The organism is Nocardia sp. NPDC004168, assembly GCF_040610355.1.
In the GTDB taxonomy this organism is placed as follows: Bacteria; Actinomycetota; Actinomycetes; order Mycobacteriales; family Mycobacteriaceae; genus Nocardia; species Nocardia sichangensis.
In genome coordinates this window covers 1-13,990 of sequence record NZ_JBEXME010000024.1, presented here as the reverse complement: position 1 = coordinate 13,990, position 13,990 = coordinate 1, and the positions used below count along the sequence as shown (strand labels likewise).

Annotated in this window: 13 protein-coding genes; 7 read left to right on the top strand and 6 right to left on the bottom strand. The window is 70.0% G+C overall.

The features are described from left to right. Nucleotides 1-113: 113 nt before the first annotated feature. Nucleotides 114-1,070 carry an SDR family NAD(P)-dependent oxidoreductase gene (locus ABZW96_RS29805; protein WP_355079004.1) on the top strand — a complete coding sequence of 319 codons (957 nt, stop codon included), beginning with the start codon at nucleotides 114-116 and terminating at the stop codon, nucleotides 1,068-1,070. A 38-nt stretch (nucleotides 1,071-1,108) separates the two neighbouring features. Here the strand turns inward: ABZW96_RS29805 and ABZW96_RS29800 are convergent, their stop codons facing one another. Continuing rightward, a complete protein-coding gene (locus ABZW96_RS29800) occupies nucleotides 1,109-1,864 on the bottom strand; it encodes an alpha/beta hydrolase (RefSeq protein WP_355079002.1) in 756 nt (251 codons plus the stop codon). Between the two features lie 196 nt (nucleotides 1,865-2,060). On the opposite strand from ABZW96_RS29800, the gene ABZW96_RS29795 reads away from it, so the two are divergent. Then, nucleotides 2,061-2,759 carry a class I SAM-dependent methyltransferase gene (locus ABZW96_RS29795; protein WP_355079000.1) on the top strand — a complete coding sequence of 233 codons (699 nt, stop codon included), beginning with the start codon at nucleotides 2,061-2,063 and terminating at the stop codon, nucleotides 2,757-2,759. A gap of 6 nt (nucleotides 2,760-2,765) precedes the next feature. On the opposite strand, the gene ABZW96_RS29790 is transcribed toward ABZW96_RS29795, so the two are convergent. Both ABZW96_RS29790 and ABZW96_RS29785 read right to left on the bottom strand, forming a co-directional pair. Next, nucleotides 2,766-4,352, bottom strand: a complete 1,587-nt coding sequence (locus ABZW96_RS29790) for a DNA polymerase Y family protein (protein WP_355078998.1) — start codon at nucleotides 4,350-4,352, stop codon at nucleotides 2,766-2,768. Nucleotides 4,353-4,377: 25 nt separating this feature from the next. Further along, complete coding sequence (locus ABZW96_RS29785) at nucleotides 4,378-5,064, bottom strand: hypothetical protein (protein WP_355078996.1); 687 nt, start codon at nucleotides 5,062-5,064, stop codon at nucleotides 4,378-4,380. Nucleotides 5,065-5,722: 658 nt separating this feature from the next. On the opposite strand from ABZW96_RS29785, the gene ABZW96_RS29780 reads away from it, so the two are divergent. Next, on the top strand, nucleotides 5,723-6,844 hold the full coding sequence (locus tag ABZW96_RS29780; RefSeq protein ID WP_355078994.1) for a serine/threonine-protein kinase: 1,122 nt from the start codon (nucleotides 5,723-5,725) through the stop codon (nucleotides 6,842-6,844). 28 nt (nucleotides 6,845-6,872) lie between these two features. Here ABZW96_RS29780 and ABZW96_RS29775 read toward each other — a convergent pair whose 3' ends face one another. Together ABZW96_RS29775 and ABZW96_RS29770 are read right to left on the bottom strand one after the other, a co-directional pair. After that, nucleotides 6,873-7,508, bottom strand: coding sequence for a response regulator transcription factor (locus ABZW96_RS29775; RefSeq protein WP_355079112.1), 636 nt, complete (start codon nucleotides 7,506-7,508; stop codon nucleotides 6,873-6,875). A 96-nt stretch (nucleotides 7,509-7,604) separates the two neighbouring features. Next, nucleotides 7,605-8,924, bottom strand: a complete 1,320-nt coding sequence (locus tag ABZW96_RS29770; protein WP_355078992.1) for a PspC domain-containing protein — start codon at nucleotides 8,922-8,924, stop codon at nucleotides 7,605-7,607. Between the two features lie 213 nt (nucleotides 8,925-9,137). On the opposite strand from ABZW96_RS29770, the gene ABZW96_RS29765 reads away from it, so the two are divergent. The 3 genes from ABZW96_RS29765 to ABZW96_RS29755 all read left to right on the top strand — a co-directional run bounded on the left by ABZW96_RS29765 (nucleotide 9,138) and on the right by ABZW96_RS29755 (nucleotide 11,293). After that, the gene (locus ABZW96_RS29765; protein WP_355078990.1) at nucleotides 9,138-10,853 is read left to right on the top strand and encodes a PspC domain-containing protein; all 1,716 of its coding nucleotides are present in this window, start codon (nucleotides 9,138-9,140) and stop codon (nucleotides 10,851-10,853) included. After that, entirely contained in the window at nucleotides 10,846-11,064 is a 219-nt protein-coding gene (locus ABZW96_RS29760) for a hypothetical protein (protein WP_355078988.1), read from the top strand. The genes ABZW96_RS29765 and ABZW96_RS29760 overlap by 8 nt, the downstream gene beginning before the upstream one ends. A gap of 94 nt (nucleotides 11,065-11,158) precedes the next feature. Beyond that, nucleotides 11,159-11,293: a hypothetical protein gene (locus ABZW96_RS29755; RefSeq protein ID WP_355078986.1), complete on the top strand. Its 135-nt coding sequence runs from the start codon at nucleotides 11,159-11,161 to the stop codon at nucleotides 11,291-11,293. A 54-nt stretch (nucleotides 11,294-11,347) separates the two neighbouring features. On the opposite strand, the gene guaA is transcribed toward ABZW96_RS29755, so the two are convergent. Continuing rightward, nucleotides 11,348-12,922, bottom strand: a complete 1,575-nt coding sequence (guaA, locus tag ABZW96_RS29750) for a glutamine-hydrolyzing GMP synthase (RefSeq protein ID WP_355078984.1) — start codon at nucleotides 12,920-12,922, stop codon at nucleotides 11,348-11,350. A gap of 119 nt (nucleotides 12,923-13,041) precedes the next feature. Here guaA and ABZW96_RS29745 point away from each other — a divergent pair, with 119 nt between their 5' ends. Further along, nucleotides 13,042-13,842 carry an alpha/beta fold hydrolase gene (locus tag ABZW96_RS29745; protein WP_355078982.1) on the top strand — a complete coding sequence of 267 codons (801 nt, stop codon included), beginning with the start codon at nucleotides 13,042-13,044 and terminating at the stop codon, nucleotides 13,840-13,842. Nucleotides 13,843-13,990 lie beyond the last annotated feature (148 nt).

Below are 13,990 nucleotides of genomic sequence, written 5' to 3'. Positions count from 1 at the left end.
GACACGCCGCGACGACCGGGGGCGGCCGATCCCGGACGCGACCTAGAGCACTTGGCAGGGAACTTACTTTGGAGTAAGTTCATGACCACCAGACCTGCAAAGGAGCAGCAGCGATGACCGACGCCCCCGCTGAGCCCGCCCGCCGCCGGCGCCACAACCGCGACCTCACCGGGCGGCATGTCCTCATCACCGGGGCATCCTCCGGGATCGGGCGGGCGGCCGCGCTCGCGGTCGCAGGCAAGGGCGCCACCGTGTTCCTGCTCGCGCGCCGTGGTGAGGAACTCGCCGCGGTCGTCGACGAGATCAGGGCGGCGGGCGGCTCGGCCTACGGGTATTCCTGCGACATCACCGATTCCGATTCCGTCGACCAGGTGATCAAAACCGTCCTGGACGAACACGGTCACGTGGACATGCTGGTGAACAACGCCGGCCGCTCCATCCGCCGCGCCATCCACCGCTCCACCGACCGGTTGCACGACTTCGAACGCACCATGGCCGTCAACTACTTCGGCGCGCTGCGGCTGACGCTGGCCCTGCTGCCGCAGATGCGGGAACGCAAGTTCGGGCACGTCGTCAATATCAGCAGCGCGGGTGTGCAGGTGGCTACGCCGCGGTTCTCGGCATATCTGGCCAGCAAGGCGGCACTGGACAAGTTCACCGAGGTGGCAGCCGTCGAGACCATGGCGGACGGCGTCACGTTCACCACCATCCACATGCCGCTGGTGCGCACGCCCATGATCACCCCGAGCGGCGACCAGGGCCCCGCCGAGTCGCCCGAGTGGGCGGCCGCGACCATCGTGCGCGCCCTGACCGAACGGCCCAAGCGCATCGACGTGCCTTTGGGCACCATCGCCGAATACGGCGCGCTGCTCACCCCGAAGATCCGCGACCGCGTCCTACACCGCTACTACCGCGCGCTACCCGACTCCCCCGCAGCCAAAGGCGAGTCGACCACCCCCGAAGAACCGGCCGAACCACACCCCCAGCCCCGCCCCCGATCAACCACACGCCGCCTCACCGGCACGGCCCTACGTCGCGCCGCCCGCTGGGTCCCCGGCACGCACTGGTAAGGCGTCCGTGACCGGCACAACCATGTGCCACTCGCGGTTCAACCCGCCAGGAATGGGCGGACGGTTGCGGCGAAGTCGAAGTAGCGGTCGCGGTGGATGCTGTGGCCGCAGGTGAAGGTGGTCACCGTGCAGTCGGTGATGCTTTCTTGCAGGATGGCGAGTTTCTCCGGATCGACCATGCCGCCCGGTCCGCCGCACAACACCAAGGTGGGCGCGGTGATGTCGGAGAGTCGGTCCCACCACTCCGGGTTCGGCTTACGGAACTGCTCCAGCGCGGTCTTCGTCATGGAGCGGTCGAAGGCGAGCACCGCGCGCGGGTGCCGGACCAGGCTGGAAGTGGCGTGCCACAGTTCGGGCGCGGTGGGAAACCGGCGGGTCAGGCGCAATTCCTCGGCGCCGGACCGCAGCGGGAGCGGGCATTCCTCGATGACCAGCCTGCGCACCAGTTCCGGGCGCTCCTGCGCGACGCGCGACACCGCGTAACCGCCGAGCGAATGCCCGACCAGATCCACCACGGGCAGTTCCAGGTGGTCGCACAGGCGCAGCAGATCGTCGCCGAACTCGTCGAAGAGATAGGAATCGGTGTGTGAGCTACGGCCGTGTCCGCGGAGATCGGGGATGATCACGCGACGTCCGGATCGGACGAGAACACGCGCGAACCGGTCCCAGGTGTACCCGTCGCCGCCCATGCCGTGCACGAGCAGCACAGGGATGTCGCTGACCGCGCCCACCCCCGAATCCCGATAGGCGATCCGCACGTCTCCGAATGTCACCTGGCCAAGCGTCAGATCCACGACATAGGAGGATACCGGCAGTCATGCCATCCCCCGGCGTGGTGTAGCGCTGATCACCCAACGGCGAAAACGCAGTTCGAACGGCACTTACCAGGTCCGATACCCGCGCCATCGCGAAGTTCGTTGCCCACATTGGTGTTTCGACCGGCGCGAAAAATCCCTGGCGCGTGGGCGAACTCGGAGCAATACTCGCCGCATGCCCTCCTTCGCCGATTTCGATCGCCGCGACTACCGCACCGTCGACGTGGCCACGGGGTACGACGGTTGGGCCCCCACCTACGAACAGACCGTCCTGGACGAGATGGATCTCGCTCTGCTCGGGCGACTACGGCTGGGCCTCGGCCGGGTGCGGCGCGCGGCCGACCTCGGCTGCGGCACCGGGCGAACCGGAACCTGGTTGCGAGACCGCGGAATACCGCACATCGACGGCGTCGACGTGAGCCAGGGGATGCTGGCGTTGGCGGCCGAGCGCGGCGCCCACACCACGCTGACCCGAGCGGACGTGCGAGCCACCGGTCTGCCGGAAGGCGCCTACGACCTGGTGATCGCGTCGCTGATCGATGAGCACCTACCGGAGCTGGCGCCGTTCTACGCGGAGGCGTGGCGGCTGGCCGCACCGGGCGCGCGCTGCGTACTGGTCAGCTACCACCCGCAATTCATCATGGTTTCCGGAATGCCGACGCACTACACCGACCCTTCCGGCGAACCGGTGGCGATCAGCACCCACCTGCACTTGGTCAGCGAGCACCTGTCGGCCGGTTTGGCCGCGGGCTGGGTCCTCACCGAGGTAGCCGAGGCACTGGTCGACGACGCGTGGCTGGCCCGCAAACCGAAATGGGCCGTCCTGCGCGGACATCCGTTCACGTTGGCGACCGTGTGGTCGCGCCCGGAATGAAGCCTCTCAGCCGTAAATCCCTTCGGCGTGCCAGGTTTCGTCGTGATAGACCAGCAGCAGCACCCGGCTGGCGGCGGGGGCGTCGTCGAGTTGGACCTGTGCGCGGGCAGTGAATTCCGCGTCGTCCGCATCGGGGGCCCACCAGCGTTCGTCCACCGGCCACGGGCCGGCCCAGCCGGTGAGCCGCCACTGTTTGCTCCCCCAGCGCAACAGCGCGGGGTCGGCGTCGAACAGGGCGCGGTCGGTGACCTTGACGGGCGCGCCGTCGGCGGCTTCCAGTCGCACCAGCGGACGGTTCATCAGGATCACGGCGGGGGCGGGCTCGGGCAGCCGGCCCGGCCATGGCTGCGCGGGGTCGGCGGCGGGGACGAGTTCGTCACCCAGCGTGACCATGGTGATTCGTTCGGCGGGGCCGCGTCCGCCGCTCAGCACGCCGACACGCACCGCTTCCCCGCCGAGCAGACCCTGCACTCGGATGAGCGCGCGGCGGGCGCGTTCGTCCTCTTCCCCGTCCCCGCCCCACAAGCCGAGCTGCAGCGCGCCCGCCGTGACCACCTCGACCGGTTCCAGCCGCAGCACAGTGATCGGCGCGGTGGGCCGCGCACCGTCGCGCCGGGTGAGCCAGCCGTCCAGCTGCCAGCGCACCCGATCCGCCGTGCCCTCCGGCGTGAGCGGCTCGGCGCAGCGCCAGATTCGCGAAAGATGTTCCCCCGCCGCAGTTTCCGCGTACACCGAAAGCCTGGTGCAGGCCAGCCCGGCATCCGCGAGCGCGCTGTGCAGCCGGGTGGCGAGCAGGCGACCGGCGAAGGCGGCCGCGTCTACCCGCTCGATCGGCGGATCACAGCGGTACTCCACCACCAGATCCGGCGGTGGCTGCCGCGCGGACGGCGGACGCTCCGGCTCGGCCCTGGCACAGCGATGCGCGAGCACGGCGTCGGTGCCGAACCGGGAGGCGACCTCCGCCGCGGAGAGCACGGCGAAATCGCCGATCCTGCGTAGCCCCAAGCGGTGCAGCAGATCGACCAGATCGGCGCGTTCCGGGGCGGCCAGGCTCGGTTCGACCGCGAGTTCCCCCACCGGTAGCGGTGCGAGAAACCGTGCCCCCTCCCCCGCGGGCACGATCGCGGCGCGGCGGGCGGCGATCACCGCCGTGGACAGCTCGTCGGCGATCCCGATCTGCGCTTCCGCCCCGGCTGCTGCCACCGCGTCGACCAGGCGCTCGGCTGCCGCCTCCTCGGATCCGAAGAACCGCGCCGCGCCGCGCGCGCCGAGCACGAGCAGGCCGGGGCGCAGCACCTCCACACCGGGCACCGTCGCTGCCACCGCGGCGACCAGCGGTTCGAACAGTCGCGCGTCCCGATCCTGATCCTGTTGCGCGAGGAACAGCTCGGGGCAGCGTGCCTGCGCCTCCCTGCGCTTCAAACCGCGGCGCACCCCTTCGGCTCGCGCGATCGCCGAACAGGCCACCACCCGGTTGGCGAACAGCACCGCCACCGGCCGTGTCGCGGGCAGGCCTGCCACCGCCGCCGCGGCGACCGCGGGCCAGTCCGGGCACCACAGGGCGAGCACCCGCTTGGCTCCCGGCCGGATCACGGCGCCGCACCGCGGGCCGCGGCACTCACGACACCGCCTCCTGTGTGTCGACGGCTTCGACCGGCGGAGCCGCCTTTTCGCGCAGCACCCATTCCACGCGCCCCGCATTCGGGCACAAATCCAGCCGCCCACGCCGTGGCGGTCCCGCCTTGCCGCGCACTTCGACCGTCAAACCGAGCGAACGCAAGCGTCCGCGCCCGCGGCCGAGACCGGCATACCCCGCGATGCGGGCATCGAGCTGGAGGGACGCGCCGGGCCAGCGACCGTCGGCGACCACCAGGGTGGCGCCCTTGTTGCGGGCGCGGGCGGCGATCACCCGGCTGCGAGCGGGCGCGACGGCGGCGCCCCCGAGTCCGAGTACGACCAGATCGAGCCCGTCGAGCAGCACCGCGGCCACTTCCACCGGGTCGGGGCCGGGATCGGCGATCACGGCCAGCCGCCGCAACTGCGCCCCCATCTCCACCGCGGCGAGCAGACCGAGCCGGGGCATGCCCACCACCGCGGCGTGCCCACCGCCCTCGGTCACAGCGGCGAGCAGACCGGCCAGCAACGAACTCGCTCCCGTGTACGCCACCACGGAGCCCTTGACCAAGCCACCATCCGGCAACAACGGTGCGAGAGCTGTGGGCACCGGCAATGCCGCTCGGCGCGCCCCGTCTCCGAGCGGAGCCCGCTGTGCTGCCGATTCACCGCGACCCGGCACCGCAGCCATGCGGCTACGCAGCTCAGTGAGGGATGGGGCACCTTCCCGCCCACCACCGCGTCGCGCCGGCGCGCCCCGATTCACCCCTCCCTGCGAGATCGCATCCGAACCCATCTCAACCACCTACTTCCCGCGATGGACCCGAGGCGAAGCATGCGGAGCGACCCTCCATTGAGCGCCAGCACCGATTCAGCTATCGATTCGTATCGAATATACGTTCGATACCGACACAGTAGAAACCGACCCCCGGGTTTCCGTCAAGGGTTCGGCAGCCTCGTGTCGCGGTCACGCGGGTCCGATCCGGCTTCGAGTGGAATCTGTGCAGGCCCAGCACGCGGGTGTCGACACGAGATGGAGTGCGAGCGATCCGCGACAACCCTCGTTTCGCACCCGCGGCGCCCTCCGCAGGCGAGGCCGCCTGGCCGTCGGTTCCGCCCGGCGACCGCCGCCGGGCAACCTCGCCGCAGCTTCCCCCTGCCCCGCCGCAAGACGCATCGGGACCGGATCCGGCGCGCGCCCGGCTACCACGCCCGGCACCGGTTCATCGGTATGGTGTGGGGCACACATTCGAACCGAGAGCGGGCGTGACACATACCAGTGCCTCATGTCCGCCTATGCGCGAACACGAATCAGGCCAGCTAGCCCCATTTTCCGCTACCCTGCACCCGTGACCGAACGCGCTCGTCCTACTGTCGGCCCCCAATATCTCGTCGCAGGCCGCTACCGCCTCCAGTCGAAGCTGGGTGGCGGCGGCATGGGCGCGGTATGGCTGGCGCACGACCGCCTGCTCGACCGGGACGTCGCGATCAAGCAGGTGCTCACCACGGCCGGGCTCGATGAGGCCGAAGCCGAGGCGGTCCGCAACCAGATCATGCACGAGGGCCGGGTCGCCGCGAAACTCTCGCACGACCACGCGATCGCCGTGTACGACGTGGTGCTCGAGGCCGGTGAGCCCTGGCTGGTGATGGAGCACCTGCCGTCGCGCAGTGTCGCGAAGGCGCTCGCGCTGGTCGATACGCTGCCGCCGATCGAGGTCGCGCAGATCGGCGCCCAGGTCGCCGACGCGCTGGCCGCCGCGCACGCGGTCGGCATCGTGCACCGGGATATCAAGCCGGGCAACATCCTCGTCGCCGACCGTGGCACCGGCGTGGGCATGGCGAAACTCAGCGACTTCGGCATCTCCAGCGGCGCGGGCGACCTGCTCGACGAACCGGACGGCGTGATCACCGGCACCCCCTCCTACCTGCCCCCCGAGGTCGCGCGCGGAGCGCAACCGACCAAGGCCAGCGACGTGTTCTCCCTGGGCGCCACGCTCTACACCGCGATCGAAGGACAGCCGCCGTACGGCTTCGACGAGGACAGCGACGTCATCGTGCACCGCGCCGCCATGGCGCAGATCATCCCGCCGACCCGCAGCGGCATGCTCACCCAGGCGCTGCTGCACATGATGGAGCCCGCGCCGCAGCGCCGCCCAACCATGGCCGAGGCGCGCGACGAAATCCTCACCGCCGCTTTCGGTCCCGGCACCGGACCGTACATTCTGGGCGCGCCCGTCCGCACCGAGGACGGAACCATCCCGTTCTGGGCCGCGCGCAATTCGGCATCCGGGATCCGCAGCCAGCACTCCACGCCGCTCCCCCGCCCGCACCGCAACCTCGCGGGAGCGGCCGCGGCCACGCCCCCGCAGCGCACCAGGAATTCTCAGCCCGGCAACGCCCCCCTGGCCATCGCCGTCGGCCTGCTGATCGGCCTGGTCATCATCATCGGGATCATCGTCGCAGTCCTCTGACGTCCGGGCACCCGGAGCCGAACGGCAGTCAGTCGATGCGGCGGCGGTGGGCCCATCGGGTCAGGGCGTTGCGGTTGGACTGCTGGGTCTTGCGCAGGACGTTGGAGGCGTGCGTCTCCACGGTTTTGACCGAGATGAAGAGTGATTCGGCGATCTCGCGGTACGTGTAGCCGCGCGCGAGCAGGCGCAGGACCTCGAGCTCACGCGGGGTCAGGGAGTCGAGTTCGGGATCCAAGGGCGGCTCGGGTACCGGGGACCTCCCGGTGAACGAGTCCAGGACGAAACCGGCCAAGCGCGGGCTGAAGACCGCATCGCCGCCCGCCACCCGGCGGATGCCGTCGGCCAGCTCGACTCCCGAAATCGTCTTGGTGACATACCCTCTGGCCCCGGCCCGGATCACCGCGATCACGTCCTCGGCCGCGTCGGACACGCTCAGCGCCAGGCACACCGGCCCCGGCTCGATACCCGCCAGCACCGCCACCCCACCGCCGTCGGGCATGTGCACGTCGAGCAGGACGACGTCCGGTCGCTCGGCATTGATCCCGGCTACCGCCTCCGCGACCCCGCCGGCCTCACCGACCACCTCCATGTCCGCCTCCCGGCTCAATTCAGCACGCACACCCGACCGAAAAACGGCGTGATCATCGACGAGAAAGACCCGCACGGTCACCTACTTCTCCTAACCGACCCTTGACCCCCAACCCGTACCACACTCGTCCCCCACACGCCTGTCTCGTCCTGGCAGGTGCGGAACGCGTGCCTAGTGGGCGGCCGGAGCGGGCTCTTCGTCCAAGGGGGCGCAGCCGGAATCGGTCCGCGGCATGGTGATTCGGACCTCGGTGCCGCGACCCGGCGTCGACAGGATGTCCACCTGGCCGCCGCGGCGCTCGATCCGGCCGCGAATGGACTTCGCCAGGCCGCGACGATCCTCCGGCACGGACGCGAGGTCGAAGCCGGAGCCGCGGTCACGGACGAAGATGCTCACCTGATGCGGCTCGACCTCGGCGAACAGATCGATCTCCGGGACACCCGCGTGCTTCGCGGCGTTGACCAGCGCTTCCCTGCTCGCGCCGAGCAGGGCGGTGAAGTGTTCCTTCGGCAGACCCGATCCGGAGCCGTCGACGTCCATCGATACGTCGCCGACGGTCACCGGCGCCACCTTCACGCCGTGCTGGTCCTCCACCTCGCCCGCGATGGTCCGCAGGGCCGCGGCCAAGCTCGACTGCGCGGGCCCGGAATCCTCGAACAGCCATTTCCGCAGTTCCCGCTCCTGGCTGCGGGCCAACCGCAGCACTTCCTGCGGGTCGTCGGCCTGACGCTGGATGAGCGCGAGTGTCTGGAGCACGGAATCGTGCAGGTGCGAGGCGATCTCCTCACGTTCCTCGTTGCGGATGCGGGCGGCGCGCTCGGCGTTCAGCGCGCGCATCATGCGCAGCCACAGCGGAACCGTCAGCAGTCCCGCACCGATCAGCGTGACCGCCACCGCCAGCAGCGCCGATCCGATCGAGCTCAAATTGATCCTGGCCAGCACCACCACACCCAGACCGGCCACGATCAGCGTCGCACCGGCGACGATGCGCGACCAGGTGACCACCGATGGACGCGCGGGCAGCCCGAGCAGCGAACGCGGCCCGTCGACGTCGTACTCCCGCCACACCAGCGCCGCGCCGACCGCCACCACGATGATCGGCGCGATCACCTTCGCCGCGGTCCCGCTGAACACCCAGGACACGGCGATCGCGAGCCCGAGCCCGAGCATCGCGAGCCCGATCGCCTGCCGCCGCTCCGTACCGGAGGGTTTCGCCTGATCCGACCCACCGGGCGTGAAGATCCACAGCAGCCCGTACGCGACGATGCCCGCCCCGGCCAGCGCGGACAGCAGCACGAACGCCATCCGCACCTTGAACACGTCGACGCCGAGATGGTCGGCCAGACCGCCCGCCACTCCGCCGACGACCCGGCCGCCCGACCGGCGGAAGATCCGCGCCTGCGGCGGCCATGGGACCGGCGCGGGCGCGGGACCCAGCCCACGTGCAGCGTCGAACCCCCGGGTGTCGAACGCGGGAACAGACGGGTACATGTCTTCGATACTGGCACGGCGACGAAGCTGCCAGCATCGGGATTCACCCTGATCTCGCTTGCTCGACCACACCCGCGCCGACCAGGGCGGACGCGGCCGGGCCCGATCGAACCCGTGCATAGCTGAAAGTTTGCTGCATCGGTGGATCGGTCCAAAGTGTTCAGGCTGTTTTCAGGGTTCCCCCCGATGCGCCGATTCACGGATCGGCACACCATGGGAAACATGACGAAAACGAGCTTCGGCGACCAGGTCCAGCAGATATGGCAGACCCGGCCGATCCGATTGCCGCAGCAGGGGCCCGTCGCGGGCGTCGCGGCGGGGTTCGCGCGCCGCTACGAGATCGATCCGGTGCTGGTCCGGGTCGCGTTCGTCGTCTCGACGATCTTCGGCGGCGCGGGCATCGTGCTCTACCTGCTGGCCTGGCTACTGCTGAGCGCGGCGGGCGACCAGGCATCCGCGGCCGAGTCGCTGGTCGGCAAAGGCCACAGCTCGCAGTCGCAGACCAAGACCATCGTGTTGATCGTGGCGCTGGCCATCGCGGTCAGCACGATGGGACCGGTCGGTGTCGGTCTCGGCGGATCCGGCCTGATCAGCCTCGCCCTGATGCTGGCGGGCTGGTGGATGCTGCACCTGCGCACCCCCAACCCGCCACCCGGGACCACCGAAGTGTTCGGCGGATTCGCCCCGGAGAGCGGAATCAACGCCACCGGCTACCCCGGCGCGGTCTTCCCGCAAGGAGCGACCCGGACGGTCGGTGATCTGTACGTGCCGCCGACCGCCGTGTACACGCCGTACACCAAACTGCCGGATTCCTACGTCCCGGAGACGTCCGCGCCTGCGGCGGACGGCGCGACGGTCCCGCTGCACAAGCCCGCCGTCGATGACGCGACCGTGGTACCGGACAACGTCGCCGCGCCCGCTGCCGGATCAGCGACGAGTTCGGTCGCCGACGAGAGAGAAACCGACGCTCAGGTCACCGATCAGCCCGATTCGCCCGCCACGGTCGGTGATCAAGACGGCCCGGCGGCGGTCGGCAGCGGCCGGATCGATTCGGTCGGCGGAGCCGGATCGGACACGACTCACACCGACCGAGCCGATTCGGCCGGATCGGACTCGGCTCATGACGATCGAGCCGAAAGCGGACCAGGCACGAGACCGTCATCGTCCGACGCTGCGATCTCACTCGGCAAAGACGCTCCGGCCCCGGGCCGCGCTCCGAGCTCGCGTGGCCCCGCGGCCGCTCAGCCCGCGATCATCGGCGGCCCGACCCCGCCGTCCTGGGATCCGCTCGGCGTAGCTCCACTCGCCTGGGACCTGCCGGAGCCCACCCCGGCCCGCACCGTCGTCGCCCCGCCGCAGAAGCGTCCGCGCTCGCGCCTCACGCCGGTGGTGATCGGCCTGGCCATCCTCGCGGCGGCGGGTGCCGGTGCGGCGGCGGCCTCGGGCGCGGAATGGATGACCCCCGGCCGGATCGCCGCGGCGGCGCTGGCCGTGATCGGCCTCGGCCTGGTGGTCGGCGCGTTCCTGCGGCGCGGCTACGGCTTGCTCGTGCTCACCGCGCCGCTCGCCGGGTTCGTCCTGCTCGCCTCCGCGATCGGTCCGATCGAATCCGATCAACTGGGCGACCGCACCTGGGCGCCCGCCTCCGCCGCCGATCTGGCCCAGAACTACAAGCTGACCATGGGCACCGGCACGCTGGACCTGCGGTCGCTGAAACTGACCGAGAACCGCACCGTGGACATCGACGTCCGGATGGGCGAAGCCCACATCCTGCTGCCCGCCGACATGACCGTCCGCACCACGTGCACGGCGACGATGGCCGAGGCCCTCTGCCCCGAGGGCATCAGTGGTCCCGGTACTCCCGGCGCGCCGGTGCTCGATCTGAACGTCGACGTCCGCGTCGGCAACGTGGAGGTGCAGCGTGGCTGAGAACGAGAAGAAGGAGACGACCGACTCCCGCCGCGGCCCCGCCGCCTCGCTGCTCATCGCGGGACTGCTGTCCCTCGCGATCAGCGTGTGGGCTTTCGTCGGCCCGGCGTCCTGGCCCGCGGCCGGCATGATCTCGATCGGTTGGATCGTCGTGCTCGCCGCCATCGTCATCGGCATCGTGCTGGTGATCTCCCCCCGCAGACGACGATGAGCGTGCGGCCCGTCCACTTGGACGGGCCGTTTCGCGTTCAGCCCCGAGCCACCGCCGCCGTAGCCGGGCCGCATTCCTACGACAGGACAACCGCATGAAGCGCGACGAACCCGCCGATCAGACGCCACCCACCACCCGGACCACACCGCCCGATCCCAGACCCGGCATCACGAACGGCGTACTTCTGGGCCGCGTGATCCTGTACAGCGCTTTCCACCGCCCCCGCTGATCTCGCACGCGATGACGGCGGCGAGTAGTCACCGCCCGCTGGGCGGCCGGGAGTTCACTCCCACTCGATGGTGCCCGGCGGCTTGCTGGTCACGTCCAAGACCACGCGATTGACCTCCGCCACCTCGTTGGTGATGCGGGTGGAGATGCGTTCCAGCACCTCGTAGGGCAACCGGGTCCAGTCGGCGGTCATGGCGTCCTCGCTGGAGACCGGGCGCAGCACGATCGGGTGTCCGTAGGTGCGGCCGTCGCCCTGCACGCCGACGCTGCGGACCTCCGCGAGCAGCACGACCGGGCACTGCCAGATCTGGGCGTCCAGACCGGCCGCCGTCAGTTCCTCGCGGGCGATGGCGTCGGCCTTGCGCAGCGTCTCCAACCGGTCGGCGGTGACTTCACCGACGATGCGGATGGCGAGACCGGGACCGGGGAAGGGCTGGCGAGCGACGATTTCCTCCGGCAGCCCAAGCTCGCGTCCGACCGCGCGGACCTCGTCCTTGAACAGCAACCGCAACGGTTCTACGAGTTCGAACTCCAGATCGTCGGGCAGACCGCCGACATTGTGATGACTCTTGATGTTCGCGGTGCCGCTGCCGCCGCCGGACTCCACGACGTCCGGGTAGAGCGTGCCCTGCACCAGGAACTCGACCTTCGGCGTCTCGCCGTCGGCCGCACCGTGCTCGAGCACCGCCTCGCCCACCGCGTCCTCGAAGGAACGGATGAACTCCCGCCCGATGATCTTGCGCTTCTCCTCGGGATCGGTCACACCCTTCAACTCGCCGAGGAACTTGTCCACCGCGTCGACGGTCACCAGTTTGGCGCCGGTCGCGGCGACGAAATCCTGCTGCACCTGCTCCCGCTCGCCCGCCCGCAGCAGGCCGTGGTCGACGAACACACACGTCAACCGGTCACCGATGGCGCGCTGCACCAGGGCGGCGGCGACGGCGCTGTCCACCCCACCGGACAGTCCGCAGATCGCGTGTTTGTCACCGATTTGCTCGCGTACCGAGGCGATCAGCGAATCGGCGATGTTCGCCGGAGTCCAGGTGGAGGGGATGCCTGCGAGTTCGTGCAGGAACCGGCTCAGCACCTGCTGCCCGTGCGGCGAATGCAGCACTTCCGGGTGGTACTGCACACCGGCCAACCGGCGCGCGCGATCCTCGAAGGCGGCGACCGGCGCGCCCGCGCTTGTGCCGGTGACCTCGAAGCCCTCCGGCGCGTCGGTGACCGCGTCGCCGTGGCTCATCCACACCGGCTGGATGGTGGGCAGGCCGCCGTGCAGCAAACCACCGTCGATGTTGAGTTCGGTGCGTCCGTACTCACGGGTGCCGGTGTGCGCGACCGTTCCACCCAGTGCCTGGGCCATCGCCTGGAAGCCGTAGCAGATGCCGAAGACCGGCAGCCCCAGATCGAACAACCGCGGATCCAGCCGCGGCGCGCCCTCGGCGTACACGCTGGCCGGACCACCGGACAGGATCACCGCGAGCGGCTGCTTGTCGGCGATCTCCTCCACCGTCGCGGTGTGCGGAACCACCTCCGAGTACACGCTCGACTCGCGAACCCGCCGCGCGATCAGCTGGGCGTACTGTGCTCCGAAGTCGACGACGAGGACCGGTCTCTGGGTTTGTGCCACTCGCCCAGTTTAGTGAGCGGCGAAACGAGCGAATCATCGGCACAGCGGCACCGTGTGGGAGGCGAGCCGACCGCCCGAATCGTCACCCGCGGCCCGGCTCGCTGGTTATCCTTCTGCTCGTGCCCTTCGCCCGCGCGATCGATGCCGACATCCACTACGAGGACAGCGGCGGGGACGGCCCGGTGGTACTGCTGGCGCACGAGTTCCTCATGGACCGCACCATGTTCGCCGCCCAAACGGCCGCTCTCGCACCGGAATTCCGGATCGTCTCCTGGGATGCCCGCGGCCACGGCCGCACCAGGGACGAGGGCCTACCCTTCACCTATTGGACCGCGGCCAGGGACGCGCTGACCGTCCTGGATCATCTCGGCGCCGAGCGGGCCGTCGTCGGCGGCACCGCGCAGGGGGGTTTCACGGCGCTGCGCACCGCGTTGATCGCACCGGAACGCGTCTCCGCGCTGATCCTGATCAGCACCGAAGCACATGGTCCCACCCCGGAGCAGTCCACCGCGACGCAGAAATTCCTCGACGAGTGGTACGACGACGGCTCCCGCGAACGAGCCGTGCACCAGCTGGCTTCCTGGCTGATCGGCGACGACGAGTGGTACCGCTCGATCTGGACCCAACGCTGGCTGGTGCGCGACCGCCGCGGCATCGAGGTGGCGGCGGGCTGCCTGCTCAGCCGGGATTCGGTACTGGACCGCCTCCGCGAAATCGCTTGCCCCGCTTTGGTGATCCACCCCACCCACAGCGGCATGGACCGCGAGCGCGCCCAGGAACTGGCCCACGGGCTGTCCGGCGCCACCTTCATCGAAATCGCCGAAGCCCGACTCGCGGTGACGATGACCCACCCCGAGCCGGTGAACCACGCGATCCAGCAGTTCCTGCGCGCGCGAACGAAACCGACCCGCGTGCGCTGAACGCTGTGTCGATTCGCAGCGCCTGCGGCGCCGCGTGTTCACGGCCCCTTCATGGCTCGCGTTCCAGCGGTCGAGACTCGCGCCTGCGGCGCATGCGCTCCCGCGCCCGCCATAGCGTGGACCGCATGACGACGATTACGAACGTTTC